This is a genomic window from Parafannyhessea umbonata (assembly GCF_900111255.1).
Lineage (GTDB): Bacteria > Actinomycetota > Coriobacteriia > Coriobacteriales > Atopobiaceae > Olsenella_J > Olsenella_J umbonata_A.
This window is the reverse complement of sequence record NZ_FOGP01000004.1, coordinates 245,918-268,688: the sequence shown is the minus strand read 5'-3', so window position 1 is coordinate 268,688 and position 22,771 is coordinate 245,918. Positions and strand designations below refer to the sequence as shown.

Genomic DNA, 22,771 nt, shown 5'->3' with positions numbered 1-22,771 from the left:
GGTCACGAGTGAAAAAGGAGACAGGTCCGTCTCTGGATCCCGCTGATCTGGATTCGCTTGGTTTGAATTGACTGTTCGTAAATTCGAACTTCGCTTGTGCTGTCTTTCGTCGATCTTTCGATCGCAGTATCCGGTTTTCAAGGTCCGCCGCGTCGCCCGGAGCTCCTCGCCCCGCTGCGGCGCGAGAGATAACTATACGCACCTTCCGGCCCCGTGGGGCCGGGAATCGCGGCCTCCACAACTCCTATACATTTCGGCCCCTCGGGCAACGCGGAATCGGCGGGCGGGGCGCAAAAAGGCAGCTCAGACTAGGTCTAAGCTGCCTTCCCATTCTTTTACATATATCGTCGCAAGCCTTCACGCGCTCAAAGGCCCATCTTGGGACGCCCCCAAAACAAGCTTGCTAGGATACTCGGCAGGAGCGAGCTGCAAGCCCGAGCCCAAGCACTTCTCTCCTAGCCCTCCATGGAGCCACCGACATCTCCGCGAGCTAAGTCGCAGGCCTCGGCCAGAAGGCTGTCTCGGTCTCCCGGCGTGGAGGACTCGGCGTACACGCGGACGAGCGACTCTGTTCGCGAGGGGCGAACCATGGCCCAGGCGTCGCCCTCGAAGAAGACCTTCATGCCGTCCGCATGGCTCACCGCGACCGGGACACGGCCCGCCATGCTCCGGGGATTGAGGCCGGGCAGCAGATTGCTGAAAGCCTGAAGTGAGGCGGCATCAAGCCTCACGTCCTTGTGGGCATAGTACATGCGTCCAGTCTCTTCCTCCACCTCGTCGAAGATCTGGCCCGCAGAGCCGGCTTCGTCGCAGAGGGCCTCGACGACGTGAAGCGCGCACAGCAGCGCGTCGCGCTCGGGAAAGTGAGCCGGGAAGCATGCGCCGCCGTATTCGTCACACGCAAGCAGCACGTCGCCGACCTTGGCCTCGACGTACAGACGCCTGAATCCAACGGGAACGGAGGACAGCTCCACGCCAAGCCGGTCGGCCTCGCGTGTGATGCGCGCGGAGCTGGCGTGGGTGGTCACGACACGACCCGTCTCCCCACGCCTCAGGACAAGGTGGCGAAGGAGAAGGGCGAGCATGGTATGCGGTGGGACAAGCCTTCCCCGCTCGTCAACGAACGCGCACCTCTCGCCGTCTCCGTCGAATACGATTCCGAAATCCGCGCCAAGCTTGGTCACCGTTCGCTCGCACTCGTCTACCCAGGGCTCGGCAGCCTCGGGATGGAGCCCGCCGAAGTCCTCTCGTGCATCTCCGTGCAAGTCGATAACCGAGCAGCCCGCGGCTCGCAGCAGACTTGCCGCGCTGCCGCTGCAGCTGCCGTGCATGGAGTCGACGACGACCCTGGGGCGACGGAGCCTGATCTTCTCGACGTCGATGGCCGAGAGCACGCTCGTCAAATAGGGCGTCACGAGGTCGATGCGCTCAAGCGCCCCGCCCTCCGCACTCGCCACGGGCGAGATGAGCGAATCGACGCGCTCGGCAAAAGCCTCGGAGACCGGTCCGCCGTCTGCGCCCCGAACGAGTATGCCGCCATACTCATGCGGCAGGTCGCCGGCGCAGATGGCCACGCCGCCGACGCATTCGTCGTCGCAGGCCACGGCCCAGCCGAGCGCGGGTGTCGGAGCAGGCGATGCGCTGAGCTTGACGCGCAGCCCATACGTTGAGAGGATGCCACTCGCGCGAAGGGCAAACTCCTCCGAATGGTGCCTCGCATCGTAGGTCACCATGACGGTCTTTCCAGCCGCGTCCTCGCCCCAGGCATAGCCCAGCGCCGACGCAATGGCGCTCACGCTCTTCTCGTCAAACCCGTCTTCGAAGCGCTCGTGCCAGCCGTTTGTTCCAAAGCGGATTATCTGCATTGGTACTAGGCCAGCTTGTCGGCTGCCTCGTTGCCCATTGCCTCGAGGAAGGCCGCACACGAGGCCTCATCCCTCAGGGCAAGGCGGGCATTGGTCGCGGCCCAGGCCGCCGGAGTGCCCGTGTCGCAGCCCTCGGCGGGATCGACGACGAGCGCGTACATCTCTTCCTCGGCAAGCAGGCGCTCCATGGCATCGGTCAGCTGAATCTCGCCGCCAGCGCCGACGCCCTGGTCGGCCAAGAGCTCCATCACGCGCGGGCTCAGCAGGTAGCGACCCACGATGAAGAGGTGCGAGGGCGCGTCCTTGGGGGCGGGCTTCTCGACAAGGCCGGTCACCTTCCAGACCGCGCCCTCCTGCTCGTCCTCCGCGGAGTTGCCGTCGAGGGAGCCGACGCACTCGCCAGCGATGATGCCGTAGCGGCTGACCTGGTCGGCCGGAACGGGGGCGACGGCGATCACGGAAGCGCCGCCATGCGCCTTGGAGACCTCGGCCATGCGCACGCACATCTTGCGATCGGGCACGAAATAATCGCCGAGAAGGACAAAGAAGGGCTGGCCGTCGATATCGTCCGCAGCGCAGTGGACCGCATGGCCCAGGCCCTTGGGGTCGTCCTGATAGACAAAGGAGACGGGCAGGCTCGAGGCCTCATGCACCACCTGGGCCTCGGCAGCCTTGCCGCGAGACTGGAGGAGGGACTCGAACTCGCCGTCGACGGTGAAGTACGACTCGATCTGGGGCTTCTCGTGCGAGTTGACAATGACGACGCCGTCAACACCCTCGGGCTCGAGAGCCTCCTCAACCACGTACTGGATGACGGGCTTGTTGAGAACGGGCAAGAGCTCCTTAGGGATGCTCTTAGTCGCAGGCAAAAAACGCGTTCCGAGGCCAGCGGCCGGAATGATCGCCTTCATGTACTGGTTCCTTTCAATCTGAGCACCCGAATAGGCGCTGTCTCAACCCCTAGAGAATACCCCTCTGCTTCCGCCGCCGTTCACGAGGCAGTCCGCAGGCGGTCCCCAGCCGTCGCAGCCACGCGCTGCTAAGCGCGCGATCTCTCAAGGCACTCCACGAGGCCGCCTGCATCGGCATGGGCGAAGCCGACACCCAGCGAGCAGACGTTCGGTCGAATGAACTCGCGCGATGCACACAGGCTGCCAATCAGCCCACGACGTCCCGCGCTTGCGTTCCTGACCCTACCGCGTGGGGCCGCGCTGTCAAAAGCTTCTTGCTCAGCACACGCAGCCAACACGGTTTTTTCATCAGAGATGCGCAACCAGACGCCCATCCGGCACCCGCGCACGGCTTGGTCGACATCCCGCATCGGCTCAAGGTCTGCCACGCAGCAGCAGTCGAGGCCCAGACACGCAACGCCTTGCCCCGAGAGGTCTTCGCACAGCTCCACCAGCCAGTCGTCGCCTCGCGCGGCGGCCGCCGCGGGCGAAATCCCCAGAAGAACGGCCAGGGGCAGGGCGGTCACCTCGCGAAGCGCTCGGACGACCGCAGGCGACGCGTCGGCATCGCCAATGGTGACAAGAAGACCATGCACGTTGCTGTCGGCAATCTGAACCGCCTGCCCGGCCAGCTGCTCTGCGGCCTCGGCGGCGCCAGCGCATTTGCGCACGCTGTCGTAGGCAAGCTCGGCCATCACGTACTTGGAGCCGGCCGAGCGCGCCGCAGAGATGGCGTTGCCCAAGACGGCGGGAGACGCCTCGCCCAGGCCGAGTCGCTCAAGCTCGAGCGGAGTGCAGCCGCCCGTGTGCGCAACGGAAATGTCACAGCCCGCGAGCGCGCAGACCGCATGCATCTGGGCGAGGGCCACTTGGTCGCTCAGGTTCCACTCCGCCGGAGAAATGCCCGCGGAGTGAGGCTGACCCGCGAAGGTGGCAGAAAAGTCACCCGAGGCGACCAGGCACTTCTCGGCAGGCCCCCGAAGTGCTCGCGCAAGGTCGGCAACGATCTCGTCGTCTGCGTCCTCATGTTGCAAGTCGGGAAGAACCGACCTGAGGTCAGGGGCGTATGCGCTCTCAGTCAACGACAATGCCCTGCCCCTCGAGATACGCTATCCACCTGTCCTGGGTGTCGCGCGAGAGCGCGTGCTCCATCAGACAGGCCTCCTCGTCGGCCGTCTTGGGATCGACGCCCAGGTCACGCTCGAGGAAGAGCCTGAGCATACGGTGACAGCGCCAGACGTGACGGGCATACTCCCTGCCCTCGGCGGTCAGCTGCACGCGTCCGTAGTAGTTCTGCTCCACGAGCCCCGCGTCCTTGAGCGTCGAAAGCGCCTTGTTGACGCTCGCCTTGGATACGTTGAGCTGCTCAGCAACGTCGACGGAACGTATGCCGTCCGAAGACCCGGACTCGACCGCGATGCGGTAGATCGACTCAAGGTAGTCCTCGTTTGCCATGGTCAAGCGCCTGGGCTCACCATCCACCTGAGTCAAGGCGCTCTTGGAAGATCGGGGCATGTACTTCTCCGTTCAACTGAAGACGGTAATCATTCGCTACCTTTGTACCCATTTGGCCGCCCGCCCCACCGGACGTACATGCGCGCGGGGGGCAGGCGCACAAAAATCCCGCCATGCGCAGCACGGCGGGACTTTACCTTAACTCAATGTCGTCTGGCCTAGAACTCGTCAGGGTCGGGAACCTCAACACGCGAGACGCGCGCGCCAAGAGCCTGGAGCTTGTCGACGAACCCCTCATATCCGCGATCGATGTGGTGGATCGCAGACACAGTGGTCTCGCCGTCCGCAACGAGCCCGGCCATTACCAGCGCCGCTCCGCCACGCAGGTCCGGGGACTTAACCTCAGCACCCGAGAAGCCCTTGACGCCGTGGACGATGGCATGATGCCCCTCGATGCGGATGTCGGCACCCATGCGCTGAAGCTCACTCGCGAGCATGAAGCGGTTCTCGAAGACATTCTCGGTGACGATGCAGCTGCCGCTGGACAGCGCCAGAAGCGTCATCGTCTGGGCCTGCATGTCGGTCGGGAAACCAGGGAACGGCAGCGTCTGGATATCGACGGGCTTGATATCGCCCTCCCTGCCGACCGTGCACTGCTGGTCGCCGCGCTCGACCTTGAGACCCATGAGCTCGTACTTCTTAAGAACGAGTCCCAGGTGATGCGGCTCGAAGCCCTTGACGGTCACCGGCTGTCCGCACAGGCCGGCCATCGCGATGAACGTGCCGGCTTCGATGCGGTCGCCCACGACGCGGTGGCTGACGGGGCGGAGCTCACGCACGCCCTCGACCTCGATGACGGGCGAGCCGGCACCGTTGACCTTGGCCCCCATCTCGTTAAGAAGGTTTGCGAGGTCAACGATCTCGGGTTCGCGGGCCGCGTTGTCGATGGTCGTGACACCCTCGGCCATGACCGAGGCCATCATCAGGTTCTCGGTCGCGCCAACGCTCGCGAAGTCCAGCGTCACCGTGGTGCCTTTGAGACCCGTGGGCGTCGTGGCGTGGATGTTGCCGTGATCGATCTCGAAGTTCACGCCCAGGGCCTCGAGACCCAGGATGTGCATGTCAATCTTGCGAGCACCGATGTTGCAGCCGCCCGGCATGGCCACGACGGCCTTGCCAAAGCGCCCCAAGAGCGGGCCAAGCACGGCCGTGGAGGCGCGCATCTTGGCGACGAGGTGATACGGGGTCTCCCACTTGTCGACGGAAGACGTATCGATCTCGAGCTCGTGCAGGCCCTTGACGGTGATCTTCGCGCCGAGGCACTCAAGGACCTTGCCCATCACGTGCACGTCGGAGATATTGGGGACGTTGGTGAGGGTGTTCACTCCAGGAGCGAGAATGGTCGCCGCCATGAGTTTGAGCGCTGAGTTCTTTGCGCCCTCAACGGTGACTTCGCCACCTATCGGATAGCCGCCTTCAACCTTAATAACTTCCAAAATACCTCCGGCTATGCGCTTTCATTTGCCCCTGCTTGTTTAAGCAGAAGGTTACACCATTTGATCTTGTTGTCGTAATACGCGCGCCTGTGGTCGCCCTCGGGATACTCGTCACGGGCGTCGAAGGCCCTCTCCCTCGTCTCACGAACGACGTCAGGCTCGATGTCGTCAACGTCGCGTGCATGGTCGGCGAGGATGATGACGCCATCGGGGTTGATCTCGGCATAGCCACCGGAGATGACGACCCGACGGGTACCGCCCCCATCCTCCTCGCGGAGGTGGAGGCGGACGACCCCGTCGCCCAGCGAGCAGATCTCGGACGCGTGGCCTGGCCAGACACCAAGCTCACCCGAGTGGGCGACAAGGATCAGGCTCGCCACGGGTCCCTCGTACAGAAGTCTGTCCGGACGCACGAACTGACATTTAAGCTCAGCCATGAAGACTTCCCTACTCTGCGTCCGCGGATTCGGCCTTCATCTTCTCGGCGCGCTCGCGCACGTCTTCGATGGTGCCTGCATAGCGGAACGCCTGCTCGGGGATATCGTCACACTTGCCGTCGACAATCGCCGCGAAGGAGCGGACGGTGTCCTCGACGGTGCAGTAGACTCCCGGGTTGCCCGTGAACTTCTCGGCAACGTGGAACGACTGGGAGAGGAACTGCTGGATCTTACGGGCGCGAGCAACGACCTGCTGCTGCTCCTCGGAGAGCTCGTCCATACCAAGAATCGCAATGATGTCCTGGAGGTCGGAGTACTCCTGGAGCGTCTCCTGAACGGCCATGGCGACGCGGTAGTGCTCCTCACCGACAACCGACGGGTCAAGCGCCGAGCTGGAGCTTGCCAGAGGATCGACTGCGGGGTAGATGCCGAGCTCCGTGATGGAGCGCGAAAGAACCGTGGTCGCGTCGAGGTGCGTGAAAGTCGTCGCAGGCGCGGGGTCCGTAAGGTCGTCGGCGGGAACATAGACAGCCTGAACGGACGTAATCGAGCCCTCCTTGGTGGAGGTGATGCGCTCCTGGAGGTCACCCATCTCGGTTGCCAACGTCGGCTGGTAACCAACCGCGGAAGGCATACGACCAAGAAGTGCGGAGACCTCAGAGCCTGCCTGCGAGAAGCGGAAGATGTTGTCGATGAAGAGGAGAACGTCCTGGCCCTGGTCGCGGAAGTACTCCGCGGTGGTCAGGCCGGCGAGGCCGACGCGCAGACGTGCTCCAGGCGGCTCGTTCATCTGTCCGTAGACCAAGCAGGTCTTCTCGATGACACCAGACTCGGTCATCTCGAGGAACAGGTCAGTGCCCTCACGAGTGCGCTCGCCGACGCCGGTGAAAACGGAGGTGCCGCCATGCTCCTGCGCGAGGTTGTTGATGAGCTCCTGAATCAGAACGGTCTTGCCGACGCCAGCGCCGCCGAACAGGCCCGTCTTGCCGCCGCGAACGTACGGCTCGAGAAGGTCGATGGCCTTAATGCCGGTCTCGAAGATCTCAGTCTGAGTGGTGAGCTCCTCGAAGGCAGGCGCGGGATGGTGGATGGGATAGTACTGAACGTCGTCGGGAATCTCGCCGCCATCGACAGGCTGGCCCGTGACGCTCCAAACGCGACCGAGGGTCGAGGGGCCGACGGGCATCATCATGGGGTGCCCCGTGTCCTTAACCCTCAGCCCCCTCTGGAGGCCGTCGGTGGACGACATGGCGACTGCGCGGACGACGCCATGCGGAAGCTGCGACTCGACCTCGAGAACGGTCGAGACGTGGCCCATGGGCGTATCGTCGTCGACGACAAGGGCGGTGTAAATCGCAGGAACCTGGTCGTCGAACTTGACGTCGACGACAGGGCCGACGATACGGACGATGGTGCCCGTGCCAACGCTCCTGTTCATGTGGTTGAAGGCAGCCTCCTCAAGAGGGGTGCGCTTCGTTTCTACGGTTTCTGACATTAGTTGTCCTCCAATGCGGAAGCGCCGCCAATGATCTCGTTCAGCTCGGTCGTGATGGCGCCCTGGCGCTCGCGGTTGAACGTCCTGCTCAGGGTACCAAGAACCTCGTTGGCGTTGTCGGTAGCCGACTGCATTGCTCGACGCCTTGCACCGTGCTCGGCTGCTGCCGAGTCAAGAAGTGCGTGGAAAATAACCGTCCTCAAGTACGCCGGCATGAGGTAACCAAGGACCTCCTGTGCCGACGGCTCAAAGGAGTAGTCGGAGAAGGGTTTGTGCTCAACCTCGGAAAGCGCCTCGGGATCGCGCGGCTGGTTAGGCATCATCAGCGCTTCGCGCGAGACGGGAAGCAGCTGCTCCGAGACCTGCTCTTGGTCGACGCGGTTCTTCGCGTGCCAATACAGCAGCTCGACTCGGTCGATGCTCCCGTTCGAGTAGCCATCCATCACGTACGACGCAATCCTGTCCGCCTCGTCCATGTTCGGTTCGGAAGAGATGCCGACGAAGGAGAGGACCGGCTTGACCTTGCGGTACGTGAAGTACTCGGTGGGCTTCCTGCCGCAGGTGATGACAGAGGACTTGATGCCCTGCTCGGAGAGCTTCTCCATCTCTCGCTCGACTGTGCGCTGCTGAAGAATGTTGAATCCTCCAGCAAGGCCACGGTCGGACGCGATGATGATGAAGAGCACGTTCTTCTCCTCATCGTGAGCACTCAGCAGGGGCTGAGAGTCATCAAAGCCTGCGCCAGCAACGTTTGCGAGCATGTTCGTGATGGCATCCTTGTACGGAGATGCCTCCTCAGCACGCGCAAGCGCCTTCTGAATGCGAGCCGTGGAAATCATCTCCATGGTTCGCGTGATTTGCATGGTGCTCCTAATGGAGCTCATGCGCCTCGATATTTCGCGAAGATTGGCCATTTGTTAGTTCTCCTGGCCCTCGAGCGAAGGGTCTTCGGCCGCCTCGGTGTCCTCGGCGTGGGCCTCGACGTCAACGACGGACTTCTTGTTGGGATGCTGCAGCAGGAACTCGCGCTTGAAGTTGGCGATGTGCGTCCTGAGCCTCTCGCTCATCTCGTCGTCGATCTTCTTCTCGCGAATCTCCTGGCGGAGCTTCGAGTGACGCTCGCCCATGTACTTGGCAAGCTCGTCGCGGAAGAGCGTGACGTGATCGAGGTCAACGTCGTCGAGGAAGTCCTCCTTGGCAGCGAAGATGGAAATGACCTGGTCGGCAACGTCAAGAGCTGCGTAGCGCGGCTGCTTGAGAAGCTCCATCATGTGGGCACCGTGGTTGAGCTGGTACTGCGTGGCAGCATCAAGGTCGGAGCCGAACTGCGCGAACGCCTGCTTCTCGCGATAGCTCGCGAGGTCAAGACGAAGCGTACCGGCAACCTGCTTCATAGACTTGAGCTGCGCCGCACCGCCGACACGAGAGACGGAGATGCCTACGTCAACTGCGGGGCGCTGACCCTGGAAGAAGAGGTTGGACTGCAAGTAAATCTGGCCGTCGGTAATCGAGATGACGTTGGTAGGAATGTACGCCGAAACGTCGCCCTCCTGCGTCTCGATGATCGGCAGAGCCGTGAGCGAGCCGCCACCATTCTTGTCAGACAGCTTGCATGCACGCTCGAGAAGGCGAGAATGCAGATAGAAGATGTCACCAGGATAAGCCTCGCGTCCAGGTGGACGATGAAGCGTAAGCGACATCTGACGGTATGCCACGGCCTGCTTGGACAGATCGTCATACACCACGAGCACGTGGCCGCCGGGGTGAACCTCATCCGCAGGATTGCCGTTCTCGTCGTTGTACATGAAGAACTCGCCGATTGCCGCTCCGGCCATAGGAGCAATGTACTGCATAGGAGCAGAATCCGCTGCAGTGGCCGCGACGATGATCGTCTTGTTCAGAACGCCACGCTGTGCGAGGGTGTCCTTGATCGCGGCGACGGTAGACGCCTTCTGGCCGATTGCTACATAGATACAAACCATGTCGGTGTCGCGCTGATTGACGATTGCGTCGATGGCGATGGCCGTCTTACCGGTCTTGCGGTCGCCAATGATGAGCTCACGCTGACCACGGCCAACGGGAACCATAGCGTCAATGGCGAGAAGTCCGGTCTGAACAGGCTCACAGACGGGCTGGCGCTCCATGATGCCGGGCGCCTTGAACTCAATCGGACGACGGTGCGTGGCGTCGATTGCGCCGAGGCCGTCGATCGGCTGCCCCAAGGGATTGACGACACGGCCGAGCATGGCGCGACCAACGGGAATATCCATAACGCGGCCCGTGGTACGGCACTCGTCTCCCTCCTTGATGGAGTCCACGTCACCGAAGAGAACCGCGCCGACCTCTTCCTCGTCGAGGTTCTGCGCCAGGCCGTAGACGCTACGACCAGACGTAGAGCTGGTGAACTGCAGGAGCTCGCCAGCCATGGCGGTCTTCAGACCGGAGACGTGAGCGATGCCGTCGCCTACCTCGGTAACGACAGACGCCTCCTGCCTGTCAACGGTCGCGTTGATCTGGCCAAGCTGCTCTCGCAGCGTGTCCATGATCTCCGCGGAACTGATCTTATCTGTCATTGCTCATCACTTCCGATGAAGGTCGAGGCGAGCGTCTTCCTGATGTTGGCAAGCTGCGCCTTGACGGAAGCGTCATAGCGCTTGCCGCGAGCCTCGAGGATGACGCCACCCAGAATTTCGGGATCGACGCGCTCGACGAGGAACACAGGAGCCTTCAGGTTGTTCTCGGCCTTGGTGCGAACTTTCTCTCGGAGCTCATCGCTCAGGGGAACGGAGGTGGTCACCGTGACGGACACCGTCTTGTCCTCAGAGTCCAGAATCTCCTTGTACTGCTTGGCAACCTTCTCGATAAGGTCAAGGTCATCGGCATCGCGCATCGCGCTTATGGTCTCAAGGACCTCAGGCGAAAACTTGCGCGCATGCTCCCACATGACGAGGTCGGCGTTAGCCCTTCCCTCGCCTCGCGCAGCCTCGATGAGGGCGCGAGCGTAGGCCTCGACCTTCTCGGAGTTGTCCTGCTTAGCGCTCATTTGGTGCGCTCACTTCCGCGAGGTACTTCTCTGCGAGCCTGCGCTGCGCATCCTCGCTCAGCTCGTTACCGATAATCTTGCTGGCGATCTCGACGGAGAGATCCACCACGGAGCCGGAAAGCTCGATCATTGCCTTCTTGCGCTCGGAGTCGACCGCACCACGCGACTTGGCGATGATATCGGCAGCCTCCCTCTGGGCCTTGGCGAGAATCTGGGAGCGCTGCTCCTCAGCCTCCTTCTTGGCCTTGGCGATGATGCTCTCGGCCTCCTTGTTGGCCTCGACGATACGAGCCTCGTAGCTCTTTGCCTCCTCGGCAGCCTTGGCCTTGGACTCTGCCGCGGCATCGAGGTCATCCTGGATCTTCTGCTGGCGCTTCTCCATCATCTCGAGTACCGAAGGCCAAGCAAGCTTGCCCAGGACGAACCAGATGATGAGGAAAGCGATAAGCGCCGGGATGAACTCTGCGGGCTTGGGAAGCAGAAGGTCCGGACCACTCAGCGAGTCAGCAAGCGCAACCGACGGAGCGGCATAGACCGCAAGCGCCGCTCCCGCGACTCGGGTGATCCCCTTCATAGTGCTTTTCATACGTGCCTCCACTCAGCGTCTCGTGCTTGTAAGAGTTATTTGACAATAAGACTTACAACGAAGCCGATGAGTGCAAGTGCCTCGACGAAAGCGGAGCCCAGAATGAAGGTCGTGAACAGACGACCCTGCATCTCCGGCTGACGCGCCATTGCGGTAGTGGCGCCAAAGGCTGCCAGACCAATACCAATGCCGGCGCCGATTACGCCAAGACCATAACCAATGACTCCCACGATTCCTCCTTTGTCATTCGCCCCGACGGGGACGACTTTCATGACCTGACTATGTAATAGCGGGCGTGGCCCCGCGATTACCCATATTGGGGTGAGCTACTCGTTCTCCACGAGCTGGATGTAGACGGACGAGAGCAGCGTAAAGACGTAGGCCTGAATGACTCCGACCATAATCTCGACCGCATAGATGATGATGAGGATGATAATCCAGAAGATCGACGCACCCGCCTGGCCAAGAGCCACCGCCGAGAAGCCCTGCAGGAGAGGCTGCACGAACAGGGACGCGAGAATCGCGAAGGCGCCCATTACGACATGGCCTGCAAACATGTTGCAGAAGAGTCGGACGGCCAGCGTGATAAGACGAAGGAACGTCGAGAAGACCTCAATGATCCAAAGGGGAACGTTCATCGGGAAGCCGATGCCCTCGGGTGCGAGGCTCTTAAGGTAGCCGATGGGCCCCATGCGCTTGACGCCCACGACGATGAAGTAGACGAACGAGCAGAGTGCCAGCGCCGACGTGACGCCAATGGTGCCGGTTCCGGGGTGGCAGCCAGGAATGACGCCGACGATGCTGTTGGCGACGATGAAGAAGAAGATGGCCGACAAGAAGCTGAAGTGCTTCTTCCAGGTGTCGCCCAGAATCGACTTGCACATGTCGTCACGCACGTACTCGACGACGAACTCCATGGCGTTCACGAAGGTTCCCTGGGGGACGAGGCTCTTGGCCTGCTTCTTCTTGAACACGAAGACCGCCACGAGCATCAGAGCAAGGGCAACGCACATCCAGAAGATGTAGTTGGTGAGCCCCACGGTGGTGTCACCGGCAATGGCGTGAGTCATAAAGCCATCGAGCAGCTCATCCATTTCCTCAGGTAGCTTATCAAGCGGATTCACTATCGGTCCTTCCCCTCGGCCCGCGGCGACGCCGTCGCGTCACGACAGGCCCTTACAGACTCAATCCCCCAAAACGCGAGGAACGCTACCGCGACTGCACACCCAAAGGCGAGCGTCGCTTCTCGTTTGACGAGATATACCACAAAGACTGCCACCGACAGCATCGTAAATGAAACCGCAATGGCAATCAGGCCCCGAGCGATGCTCGCTTCCTGTGTTGTACCCCGTTTGAGAGCAACCTCAAACAAAAAGGCAGTTGGAGCACACCCAACTAACCCGCAAACGGCACCGACGATTATGTGCAGCACCATGTCCAAGGAAACCCTCCTACGTGCCTTTTTAACAGGCGAGAGAAGTCTAGTAGTCTTATTCCCCAAAGTCCACAACCCACGGGGACATTTTGCCTACTCCGTACCTGTTTCAAAAATTATCAGTAACGTTTAACCAGTTAAATATGCCTATTTTTCAATTCGGTTTTTTTGAACTCAATTTAAAAAATACGCAAAACTACACCCTTCCATCGCAATACGCCATGGCGGGCAGGCACCCCCCCCACTCGCCCCGACAGGCACGTCGAGGTGTGCGGGCCTCATAAAAAAGCCCACCGCGCGAGCGATGGGCCTGAGGCCAGACGATGCCATCCGGCATCACCACGGAGAGTGGCGCTAGAGCGTGCCGTAGATGCGGTCGCCGGCGTCGCCGAGACCGGGAAGGATGTAGGCGGCGTCGTTGAGCTCGCGGTCGAGCGCGCAGGTATACAGACGCACGTTGGGATCATAGTCGAGCACCGCCTTGACGCCCTCGGGAGAAGAGACGATCGTCAGGGCGCGAACGTCCTTGGCACCAGCGTCGCGGAGGTACTTGATGGCGGCGATGAGCGAGCCGCCCGTCGCGAGCATGGGGTCGACGATAAGGCAGGTGCGGTCCTCGATCGAGGGTGGGAACTTGCAGTAATACTGCACGGGCTCGTGGGTCTCGGGGTCACGATACATGCCCACGTGACCAACGCGCGCGGAGGGAACGAGCGCGAGAATGCCGTCGACCATGCCCAGACCTGCGCGCAGGATGGGGATGATCGCGACCTTCTTGCCAGCGACGCGCTTGAACGTGGCAGTCTCAAGCGGCGTCTCGACCACGCAGTCCTCAAGCGGGAAGTCACGCATGGCCTCGTAGCCCTCGAGCATGGCGAGCTCGGTCACCAGCTGGCGGAAGTCCTTGGTCACCGTGTTCTTGTCACGCAGGATGGACAGCTTGTGCTGGACCAGAGGGTGGTCGATAACCTTGAAGCGGTTCTCGTCAAACTCCATGTGGGATCCTTTCGGTTCATCTGCATTACAACGCGGCCCTTGGCCGCGAACTTAGCCTGGGGGATTTTACAACACGAGGTCCCGCCAGGGGACCTCGGTCAAAAAGAGCGCGCTACTCCTCTACTCCACCAAAATCGGGGTCGTCCTCGCGCATGATCTTCTGGACGCGTCCCTCGTGGCGGCCGCCGCCGAACTCGGTGGTGAGAAACTCGTCGACGATCTGCTTGTTCACCTCGAAGGTGGTGAAGCGACCAGAGATGCACAGCACGTTGCCGTTGTTGTGCTCGCGGAACAGATGGGCGAACTGCGGCGTCTGGATGACTGCGGCGCGAACGCCAGCGACCTTGTCAGCCGTGAGCGCCATGCCGATGCCGGTCCCGCAGATGAGCACGCCGCGCTCGGCATCGCCGGACGCGACGCGACGGGCCACCTTGTCAGCATAGTCGGGGTAGTCGCAACGCTCTGCGCTGTCAGGCCCAAGGTCGACGACTTCGTGGCCGAGACCCTTGAGATACTCGATCATGGCAGGCTTCTGATCAAAGCCGGCGTGGTCAGACGCGATGGCGATCTTCATGCGGTTTGCTCCTCATGACAAGGGTTTTTCGTTTCTCCCCTAGCCTATCGCAACGCAAGCGGACGCGGCCATCGGTCTGGCAAGAAGCGCAAAACGAATAGCAGGTGGCAGCGTGGAGGCCGATGGCGGGGTGGCACCAGCCGAGAAGGGCTAGCCCCTCAGGGCAGAGAAGATCTCCTCCGACGGAATGGCTCCCTCTCGCAGAATCGCGGGTGCGTCGCCCGAGCAGTCCACGATCGTCGAGTTGACGGCAACGGGCGCGGCGCCCCCGTCAAACACCAGGTCGACCATCTTCACGAGGCGCTCCTCCACGGAGCCGCCGTCGACGGCGGCGTCCCGCCCGTGCGTGTTCGCACTCGTAATGGCAAGCGGTGCGCCGACGGAACGGGCCAGCTGGCGCACCAGGTTAGAGTCGGGCAGCCTGAGCGCTATGGTGCCCGTCACGGGAAGGACGTACTCGCGCGGAACCAGCTCGCTCGCCTTGACGACCAGCGTCAGCGCCCCCGGCCAGAAGCGACGCGCAAGCTCCTGCGCCCAGTCGGGCACGTCTCGCCCGTAGACCAGCAGGTCGGAATCATTCGCAATGAGCCAGGGCAGGGTCTGCCCCGCAGGGCGCCGCTTAATCTGGAACGTGCGGGAGAGGCCGGGGTTCGTCGGGGTCGCCGCACAGCCGATGCCGTAGACCGAGTCGGTCGGGACGACGACGACGCCACCGTCCTCGAGGGCCAGGGTGCCGCGGCGCACCGCCGCCTCGTCGGGATCGTTCTGGTCTACCTTGACCACCTTCTGAAGGCGGGCCATCTCAAGCTCGCGCGCAGGTCCGAGCTCGTCGGCAAGAGAGCCGCCCCTGACGGCAAACAGGACGCGCGGCCTGCGAGTCAGATCCTCGCGTACCTCGACCGTGGACCAACCTCCCTGCCGGCGGCAGAGCTCGGCGGCGTCGCCCACGTTCGTCTCGAAAAGCTCAACGGCAAACACGCCACCAGGTCGCAGCGCGTGCGGGGCGAGCTCGAGCAGACGGCGGAAGACGTCGAGGCCGTCGGCGCCGCCGTCAAGCGCGAGCCACGGCTCGTGCAACTTGACCTCACCCGGAAGCGTAGGAACCACGTCAGAGGGAATGTAGGGCGGATTGGAGACCAGCACGTCAAACGTGCCCATGAGGCACTCGTCCACCCCCTCGGCCAGATCGCACTCGACGACGTCGACGCGGTTGTCCAGACCCAGGGCCGTCCTGTTGCGTCGTGCGAGCGATGCGGCTTTGGGGGATATGTCCGTTGCGGTGACGCAGGCGCCCAAGCGCTCGGACGCGACCGAGCACGCGATGCAGCCCGTGCCGCAGCCCACCTCGAGCACGCGTGGGGCGTGTCCGGCAGCCGTCGCGGCGTCGACGCCCTCGAGCGCGGCATCGACCAGCACCTCGGTCTCGGGGCGCGGAATCAGGACGCCCTCCTCGCACTTCAGGATGATGTGACGGAAGGGCATCTCGCCCGTCAGGTACTGCAGGGGCTCGCCCTTGCCGCGTCTGACCACGGCGTCGTGCATGCGATTGAGCTCCTCCTGGGAGAGCGGCCGGTCGAAGCTGGTATATATCTGCACGCGAGAAAGGCCCGTCACCGAGCCCAGGAGCCACTCCGCGGAAAGACGCGGACGCTCTTCTCCCCTGCGCTCCAGATAGCCGCACGTCCAGTCGAGCATGCGCTTGATGGTCCAGACCTCTTCAGACACGTTGCAACACTTCCATTCGGGCCCCATTGGCGCGCCTCGCGCCCGGCCAGTCTTCCTACGAAAAAGCGGCGCCGGCCCAAGCCGACGCCGCCTCTGCAAGCTTTGCGAAACTTAGACCGCCTGCGCAAGCTTCTCGGCGCGCTCGGCGGCTGCCAGCGCGTCGATGACGGAGGCGAGGCCGTCGTTCTGCAGGACGCTGGTGTAGGTGCTGTTGAAGCCGATACGGTGGTCGGTCACGCGATCCTGCGGCTGGTTGTAGGTGCGGATCTTCTCGGAGCGGTTGCCGTGGCCGATCTGCGAGAGACGCTCGGCGCCCTGCTCGGCCTGCTGCTTCTCGAGCTCCATCTCGTACAGGCGTGCACGGAGCATCTGCATGCAGACCTCACGGTTCTGGATCTGCGAGCGCTGGTCCTGCGACTGGACGACCGTGTTCGTGGGCAGGTGCGTGATGCGCACGGCGGAATAGGTCGTGTTGACGCCCTGGCCGCCAGGACCGGAGGCGCAATAGGTGTCGACGCGCAGGTCCTCCTGGGCAATGGTGATGTCAATCTCGTCGGCCTCGGGCAGGACGGCCACGGTCGCGGTCGAGGTCTGGATGCGGCCCTGGGACTCGGTCTTGGGTACGCGCTGCACGCGGTGGACACCACTCTCGTACTTCATGACGGAGTAGACCTTCTCGCCCAGGACCTTGAACTCGATGGTCTTGAAACCACCCGAATCGCTGGGGCTCGAGGAGAGGACCTGGACCTTCCAGCCGCGCGAGCTCGCAAAGCGCTCGTACATGCTGAAGAGATCGCCCGCGAAGATGCCGGCCTCGTCGCCGCCGACGCCGGCGCGAATCTCGACGATGGTGTCCTTGTCGTCGTTGGGGTCAGCCGGAATCAGCAGGTACTTGATCTCGTCCTCGAGGTCGGGGAGCTTTGCTTCGTTGGAGGAGATGTCCTCCTGGAGCATCTCCTTCTCCTCCGCGTCGGAGGTCTCGTGCAGCATCTCCTTCGCGGCCTCGATGTCGTCGATTGCCTGGAGGTACTCGCGCGCCTTGGCGACGAGCTCCGCCTGGTTGGCGTGCTCCTTGGCGATGCGCGCATACTCCTTGGGATCCGAGACGACGGCCGGGTCGACCATCTTCTGCTCAAGCTCCTGATACGCGGCGATAAGCTTCTCTAGCTTGTCACGCATGTTGTTCTCCTAACAAATCCGCGGCGCCCCTCGCCCGAGGGTGCGGTGACGCGGCTCAAATATTTGCGTAGTGAGGATACCACCTACGGCGAACTTATATTCATGCAGGTATATCCGCTACACGCGGCATCCATGTATTTCGTCCGTACACAGCTCTCCCCGCGACCGAAGCCCAGCCGCGGGGAGAGCAGTCCGAAGGGAGTCACGTCCCTCCGGCGAAAAGTGCCTTTATGCCCGGCCTGCGAGCTCTTCTCCCATGAGCAGTCCCATGACGCTCGACATCATGAGGCCGCGCGTCCAACCGGAGCTGTCGCCCAGGCAGTGGAGGTGCTCGATGTTGGTGTCGAAGCGCTCGTCCATCTTGACGCGGTTGCTGTAGAACTTGAGCTCCGGCGCGTAGAGCAGCGTCTCGTCGGAGGCGAAGCCGGGGACGACGATGTCGACGGCCTTGATGAACTCGATGATCTCGGTCATCGCGCGATACGGCATGGCCGCGGTGATGTCGCCGGCCTCGGCATCCTTGAGCGTGGGCACGACGTTGGACTGGCTGAGCTCCTTGGGCCAGGTGCGCTTGCCGTCGAGGATGTCGCCGAAGCGCTGCACCAGAATGTGGCCCGCGCCCAGCATGTTCACCAGGCGGCCGACGTTCTGGGCGTATACGATGGGCTCGTTGAACGGCTCGCGGAAGTTGAAGGTCGCGAGGATGGCGAGGTTGGTGTTGGGGCTCTTGAGCTCCTTGTACGAGTGCCCGTTAACCACAGCGAGACCGCCGTCGTAGTTCTCCTGGCTAACGAAGCCTCCGGGGTTCTGGCAGAACGTGCGGACCTTGTTGCGGAAGGGGTCGGGATAGCCCACGAGCTTGGACTCGTAGAGGACGTCGTTGACCTCGTCCATGATCTCGTTGCGGACCTCGACGCGCACGCCCAGGTCAACGGGGCCGGCGGAGTGGCTAATGCCGTGCTGGCTGCACATCTCGTCAAACCAGAGCGCGCCACGGCGGCCGGTGCAGACGACGGTCTCCTTTGCCTCGATCCGCGTGAGGTCGCTGTGGTTGCCGACCGCCGCGATGACGGCGCCTCGGCACCTCTCGTCCTCGATGAGTATCTCGACGCACTCGTGCTCGAAGATGATGTTCACGCCGGCAGCAAGGAGCTCCTGCTCGATCTTGCCGTAGATGGTCTGGGCCTTCTCGGTTCCCAGGTGGCGGATGGGACAGTCGACCAGCTTGAGGCCGGCCTTGATGGCGCGGCGCCGGATAGCCGCAACCTCGTCCTTGCGGCCGACGCCCTCGACGTGCGTGTCGGCACCAAACTCGAGATAGATGTCATCGGCCCTCTTGATGGTCTCCTGCGCGAGGTCCGCCCCGATGAGCTCGGGCAGGTCGCCGCCAACCTCATGCGAGAGCGAGAGCTTGCCGTCCGAGAACGCACCGGCGCCGCTGAAGCCCGTGGTGATGCGGCAGGGCTTGCAGTGGACGCAGTGGCCGACCTTCTGCTTGGGACACGAGCGGCGCTCGATGGGCAGCCCCTTCTCGACCATCGTGATCGAGCGGCAATCGCCCTTGCGCAGGAGTCCCAGCGCGGTGAAGATGCCGGCGGGACCGGCACCCACGATGAGCAGGTCGGTCTTGATGGCGGAGGTGTCAGGCAGAACGCATGTCATGTGAGAGCTCCTCTGGTCAATGGCACCGATGCGGCCGATGTGCAAGGGGATTTTACCCAAGCCGGCCGCACGTTACCCCTTCCCTCGCACGGGCGAGCCCCGGCGAGCGTCGTTCCCGCAAAAAGGGGAGGCCGACCAACGTCGACCTCCCCCCTGCGGTATGCAGTGCGTACGCGAGAGCCTACTCGGCAGACTCCTCGACGGTCTCTGCGGCAGCCTCGGCCTCAGCGGCCTCCTGCTCGGCCTGCTTGGCAGCCTGTGCCTCAGCCTTCTTGGCGTACTCGGCAGCACGCTTGGCCTTCTCTGCGGCCTTGGCCTCCTTGGCAGCCTTCTTGGCAGCGGCCTCCTCGGCAGCCTTGGCGGCCTTAGCAGCCTTGGCCTCCTGGGCCTTCTTGAGCTGGGCAGCAGCTGCGCCACCGAACTTGTCGGAGAAGCGCTGGACGCGTCCGCCGGTGTCGACGAGCTTCTGCTGGCCAGTGTAGAACGGGTGGCACTTGTCGCACAGGTCGACGGTCATCTCGCTCTTGGTGGAACGCGTGGTCCAGGTGTTGCCACAGGTGCAGCGGACGGTGCACTCCACGTAGTCAGGATGGATGCCTTGCTTCATCTCAGGACTCCTTTGATTGGCCTGGTTTCCGACCAGGCGAGGATGGTACTGCCCCTGGTTCCGACCAGGGGCCTCAAGCTTTTGAATAGTAGCACGCAAGGTCGGGCCATTTCCAGAACTAAATGCAATGCCCCCGATTATGTGGCGAGCCGGTGGAGAAGAACCTGCAGTTTGTGCCACGGCTCCCATCCCGCAGTTGCTACACTCCAAGAGGGACGCCCTGCCGGCGGCACGGCGCCCGAATAAAACCACCGCGCTCACCGGAGGACTCCATGCTCCTGACCGTAGACGTAGGAAACACGCAGACCACCCTTGGCCTCTTCGACGAGGGAGGCGAGCTCGTCGTCCAGTGGCGCATGGCGACCGACCGTACCGACACGGCAGACGAGCTGCACGAGCGCCTGTTTGGCTACTTCCTGATGCTGGGAATGAAGATGGAGAGCGTGACCGACGTCGCGATCTCGAGCGTCGTCCCCATCCTCTCGCAGCAGTGGAGCTACATGATGACCAACGTCCTCAAGGCGGAGGACGTCCTGATGGTCGACGCGACCCGCGACTGCGGCATCGCCGTCGGCATTCCCGATCCGCGCCAGGTTGGCGCCGACCGCATCGCGAACGCGGTGGCCGCCCGAGACAGCTATGGCCCCTCGACCATCGTGGTCGACTTCGGCACCGCCACGAACATCGACGTCGTCGACAAGACGGGCACCTTCCGAGGTGGCGTGATCATGCCGGGCCTCCTGCTGTCGGCCAACTCGCTCTTCGAGCGCGCGGCAAAGCTCTCGAGCGTTCCCCTTGTGGCGCCAGAGCACGCCTTGGGAGTCTCCACCGAGTGCGCCGTCCAATCGGGCATCGTGATTGGCGCGGCCTGTGCCGCCGAGGGGCTGGTGGCCCGCATCAAGTCTGAGCTCGGGGAGCCAGACGCGACGGTCGTCGGCACGGGCGGACTCGCCGAGGAGATCACCCGTGCGACCGACATGTTTGACACCATCGACCCGGACCTCACCGTACGAGGCATCTACAGCATCTGGCGCCACCGCGCCGCGAAGCGCGCGGCGCGCAAGTAGACGCGCCCAGAAGCCAGGCATCGCAACGCGGCCGAGCGCGAGCGGACTTCGAGCGTCCCCGTCAGCTAGGCGGTCGCGCCCCTGAGGCTCGCCTGCTCGGGCGAGATGTCCACGACGCGACCGGACGCGGTGCGAACCGCGGCCCTCCCCCACACGTCCATGCCGGCGAGCACGCCGCGGGCGCACAGGTTTCCGTTGGGGTAGACGACGTCCACTTCCTTCTGGGCAAGAAGCAGGAGCGAGAAGTACTCGTCCAAAACGGGGGCCAGGGGGCCAGCAACGGTGCCCGCCCTGCGCAGGGAGGCCTCCCACTCGCGCGCGCTGGCCTCAAGGGCCTCGGAAAGAAGCCGCCTCCTCTGTGCCAGAAGAGACGTGCCCCGCTCCGTCGCAGCTAGGGTCACCTCGGCAAAGAGGCCCTCCTCGTAGCCGGCACGGGCCCTCACGTGAAGCGCCTCCTCGCCATCGACCGCAACCCCTGCCGGCCAGACAATGTGCGCCTCGAGGCCAGCGTCGCGCAGCGCGCGGACGCAGCCGAGCGCCATGACGTGCTGGACGCAGGTGTACATCTGCATGGGGACGTCGGGACGGACGGTCGCCGTGAGACTATCGAGCGAATCGGCCACGTTCTTCTCCTTTGCTTGGAAACTCAGGGGAAGCGGCGCCCACGAGGGGCGCCGCCAGGTCATCGTACATGTGATGCGGCTACTGCCAGTCGAGCTCGCCAATCTCGGCGGTAACGTGACCGACGCGGTCGCCCGGAGCGTAGACGGGCACGCCCGCATGAATGAGGAAGCGCGCGGGATCGTGCATGAGGTCCTCCATCGGGACCAGGACGTAGTCTCTCTCGCCCAGGTGGGGGTGCGGGAGCGTGAGCTTGGCGCCGGCGTGCTCCTCGTCCTCGACCCAGCACAGGTCGCAGTCGATGGTGCGAGGGCCGTGACCCGCCATGCGCGGGTCGCGAACGCGCTTGAGCTTGGCCTCGACGTCCATGAGTGCCTCGACCAGGACGGTCGGGTGCAACTCGGTCCTGATCTCCGCGACGGCGTTGACGACCGGAGTCGCGATTCCGTAGGCCGGCTCCGTCTCGTAGGCGTGGGAGACCTGGACCACACAGGTGAGGGGGATCTCGTTGATGAGCCTGACGGCCTGGGTGAGGTGGCCGATGCGGTCGCCCACGTTCGAGCCGAGCGAGATGAAGCCCTGGCGCGCGTCGTTCTTGGCGACCGCCCAATAGGAGTTGACCGCCTGGGCCGTACCCGCGACGTCGTGGACGCGCAGGACACGCGCGCCGCCCTCGACCGCCGAGAGCACGACGCCGGCCGTGGCGAAGTCCCTCTGCGGAGCCTCGGTTACTCCCGAGATTGCGCCGACGAAGCGCTTGCGGGAAGGCGCGCAGCAGACGGGGTAGCCCATCGAGGTGAGCTTGCGCGTGGCGCGCTGGATGACGACGTCCTCGTCAGCCGTCTTGTCGAAGCCAGGGCCCGGGTCGACGCAGATGCACTCGCGCTTGACGCCCGCACGCATGAGGATGCGAGCCTGGTCGCCCAAGAAGCCCATGATCTCGCGCATGATGGGTGCCTCTTCGGGCAGGGTGAATCGGCGCGTGCTGGTGGGAACCGAGCGCGCGGGACGGACGGAGTCGAGCGTGACGGAGCGACGGCTGCTGCCGGCGCCCAGCTTGTTCCAGTGCATGACAATGCATCCCAGGCCGGTCTCGGCCGCAACCTGGACCATCGCCGGGTCGGAGAACCCGTTGACGTCGTTGATGATCGAGACGCCCAGTCGCGCGCACACCTTGGCGACGGGCGCGTGGCGCGTGTCTACCGAGATGATCGCAGTGGGAGCCGCCTCGAGGATGCCACGGATGACCGGGACGATGCGCCCGGCCTCCTCGTCGGGAGAGACGGGCGTAAAGCCCGGCCTCGTGGACTCGCCTCCAACGTCGATGATGTCGGCACCCTCGTCCAGCATCTGGAGGGCGCGGGTGACGGCCTTCTGGGGATCAAGGTTCTTGCCACCATCCGAGAACGAGTCCGGGGTGACGTTGAGGATGCCCATGACGCGCGGGCGGGCGAGCGAAAGCTCGTGGCGGCCGCAGCGCCAGACGGAATAGTCTTCACGAAGCATGGGATCGGATCCTCCAAGAGTAGCGTGGGGCCAGGTCACCACAACCCACGGTCCCCTTTCGTCTTCCTGATT

The 22,771-nt window shown here is 63.3% G+C and carries 22 protein-coding genes; 1 reads left to right on the top strand and 21 read right to left on the bottom strand.

Going from position 1 to position 22,771, the window contains the following annotated elements:
* Positions 1-455 precede the first annotated feature (455 nt).
* From BMY31_RS06860 to rpmE, 19 genes are all read right to left on the bottom strand, one after another.
* Positions 456-1,865, bottom strand: a complete 1,410-nt coding sequence (locus tag BMY31_RS06860; RefSeq protein WP_091009292.1) for a hypothetical protein — start codon at positions 1,863-1,865, stop codon at positions 456-458.
* 5 nt (positions 1,866-1,870) lie between these two features.
* Positions 1,871-2,776 carry a UTP--glucose-1-phosphate uridylyltransferase gene (locus BMY31_RS06855; RefSeq protein WP_078687182.1) on the bottom strand — a complete coding sequence of 302 codons (906 nt, stop codon included), beginning with the start codon at positions 2,774-2,776 and terminating at the stop codon, positions 1,871-1,873.
* A 128-nt stretch (positions 2,777-2,904) separates the two neighbouring features.
* Complete coding sequence (locus BMY31_RS06850) at positions 2,905-3,897, bottom strand: hypothetical protein (protein ID WP_091009288.1); 993 nt, start codon at positions 3,895-3,897, stop codon at positions 2,905-2,907.
* Entirely contained in the window at positions 3,890-4,330 is a 441-nt protein-coding gene (locus BMY31_RS06845; RefSeq protein ID WP_078687184.1) for a metal-dependent transcriptional regulator, read from the bottom strand. The genes BMY31_RS06850 and BMY31_RS06845 overlap by 8 nt, the downstream gene beginning before the upstream one ends.
* A 158-nt stretch (positions 4,331-4,488) precedes the next feature.
* Entirely contained in the window at positions 4,489-5,766 is a 1,278-nt protein-coding gene (murA, locus tag BMY31_RS06840) for a UDP-N-acetylglucosamine 1-carboxyvinyltransferase (protein WP_090991495.1), read from the bottom strand.
* Positions 5,767-5,777: 11 nt separating this feature from the next.
* Positions 5,778-6,203, bottom strand: coding sequence for an ATP synthase F1 subunit epsilon (atpC, locus tag BMY31_RS06835; RefSeq protein ID WP_078687186.1), 426 nt, complete (start codon positions 6,201-6,203; stop codon positions 5,778-5,780).
* Between the two features lie 10 nt (positions 6,204-6,213).
* Complete coding sequence (atpD, locus tag BMY31_RS06830; RefSeq protein WP_078687187.1) at positions 6,214-7,698, bottom strand: F0F1 ATP synthase subunit beta; 1,485 nt, start codon at positions 7,696-7,698, stop codon at positions 6,214-6,216.
* Positions 7,698-8,612 carry an ATP synthase F1 subunit gamma gene (gene atpG, locus BMY31_RS06825; protein WP_090991494.1) on the bottom strand — a complete coding sequence of 305 codons (915 nt, stop codon included), beginning with the start codon at positions 8,610-8,612 and terminating at the stop codon, positions 7,698-7,700. The genes atpD and atpG overlap by 1 nt, the downstream gene beginning before the upstream one ends.
* A 3-nt stretch (positions 8,613-8,615) precedes the next feature.
* Positions 8,616-10,271, bottom strand: coding sequence for a F0F1 ATP synthase subunit alpha (gene atpA, locus BMY31_RS06820; protein ID WP_078687189.1), 1,656 nt, complete (start codon positions 10,269-10,271; stop codon positions 8,616-8,618).
* Positions 10,268-10,741, bottom strand: coding sequence for a F0F1 ATP synthase subunit delta (locus tag BMY31_RS06815; RefSeq protein WP_078687190.1), 474 nt, complete (start codon positions 10,739-10,741; stop codon positions 10,268-10,270). The genes atpA and BMY31_RS06815 overlap by 4 nt, the downstream gene beginning before the upstream one ends.
* Entirely contained in the window at positions 10,731-11,327 is a 597-nt protein-coding gene (gene atpF, locus BMY31_RS06810; protein ID WP_078687191.1) for a F0F1 ATP synthase subunit B, read from the bottom strand. Before atpF ends, BMY31_RS06815 begins: the two co-directional genes overlap by 11 nt.
* A 35-nt stretch (positions 11,328-11,362) precedes the next feature.
* The gene (gene atpE / locus BMY31_RS06805; protein WP_078687192.1) at positions 11,363-11,557 is read right to left on the bottom strand and encodes an ATP synthase F0 subunit C; all 195 of its coding nucleotides are present in this window, start codon (positions 11,555-11,557) and stop codon (positions 11,363-11,365) included.
* 96 nt (positions 11,558-11,653) lie between these two features.
* Positions 11,654-12,451, bottom strand: coding sequence for a F0F1 ATP synthase subunit A (gene atpB / locus BMY31_RS06800; protein WP_078687193.1), 798 nt, complete (start codon positions 12,449-12,451; stop codon positions 11,654-11,656).
* A gap of 665 nt (positions 12,452-13,116) precedes the next feature.
* Complete coding sequence (gene upp / locus BMY31_RS06790) at positions 13,117-13,758, bottom strand: uracil phosphoribosyltransferase (protein ID WP_078687195.1); 642 nt, start codon at positions 13,756-13,758, stop codon at positions 13,117-13,119.
* A gap of 112 nt (positions 13,759-13,870) precedes the next feature.
* Positions 13,871-14,332, bottom strand: coding sequence for a ribose 5-phosphate isomerase B (gene rpiB, locus BMY31_RS06785; protein ID WP_078687196.1), 462 nt, complete (start codon positions 14,330-14,332; stop codon positions 13,871-13,873).
* 150 nt (positions 14,333-14,482) lie between these two features.
* Complete coding sequence (prmC, locus tag BMY31_RS08985) at positions 14,483-16,057, bottom strand: peptide chain release factor N(5)-glutamine methyltransferase (protein ID WP_078687197.1); 1,575 nt, start codon at positions 16,055-16,057, stop codon at positions 14,483-14,485.
* A 111-nt stretch (positions 16,058-16,168) separates the two neighbouring features.
* Positions 16,169-17,236, bottom strand: a complete 1,068-nt coding sequence (prfA, locus tag BMY31_RS06775) for a peptide chain release factor 1 (RefSeq protein WP_078687198.1) — start codon at positions 17,234-17,236, stop codon at positions 16,169-16,171.
* A gap of 228 nt (positions 17,237-17,464) precedes the next feature.
* Positions 17,465-18,898: an NAD(P)/FAD-dependent oxidoreductase gene (locus BMY31_RS06770; RefSeq protein ID WP_091009285.1), complete on the bottom strand. Its 1,434-nt coding sequence runs from the start codon at positions 18,896-18,898 to the stop codon at positions 17,465-17,467.
* Between the two features lie 181 nt (positions 18,899-19,079).
* Entirely contained in the window at positions 19,080-19,505 is a 426-nt protein-coding gene (gene rpmE / locus BMY31_RS06765) for a 50S ribosomal protein L31 (RefSeq protein ID WP_078687199.1), read from the bottom strand.
* 272 nt (positions 19,506-19,777) lie between these two features.
* Between rpmE and BMY31_RS06760 the strand changes: the two genes are divergently transcribed.
* Positions 19,778-20,572, top strand: coding sequence for a type III pantothenate kinase (locus BMY31_RS06760; RefSeq protein WP_078687200.1), 795 nt, complete (start codon positions 19,778-19,780; stop codon positions 20,570-20,572).
* A 65-nt stretch (positions 20,573-20,637) separates the two neighbouring features.
* On the opposite strand, the gene BMY31_RS06755 is transcribed toward BMY31_RS06760, so the two are convergent.
* Both BMY31_RS06755 and folP read right to left on the bottom strand, forming a co-directional pair.
* A complete protein-coding gene (locus BMY31_RS06755) occupies positions 20,638-21,195 on the bottom strand; it encodes a hypothetical protein (protein ID WP_091009282.1) in 558 nt (185 codons plus the stop codon).
* 79 nt (positions 21,196-21,274) lie between these two features.
* Entirely contained in the window at positions 21,275-22,699 is a 1,425-nt protein-coding gene (gene folP / locus BMY31_RS06750; protein ID WP_078687202.1) for a dihydropteroate synthase, read from the bottom strand.
* Positions 22,700-22,771: the final 72 nt, after the last annotated feature.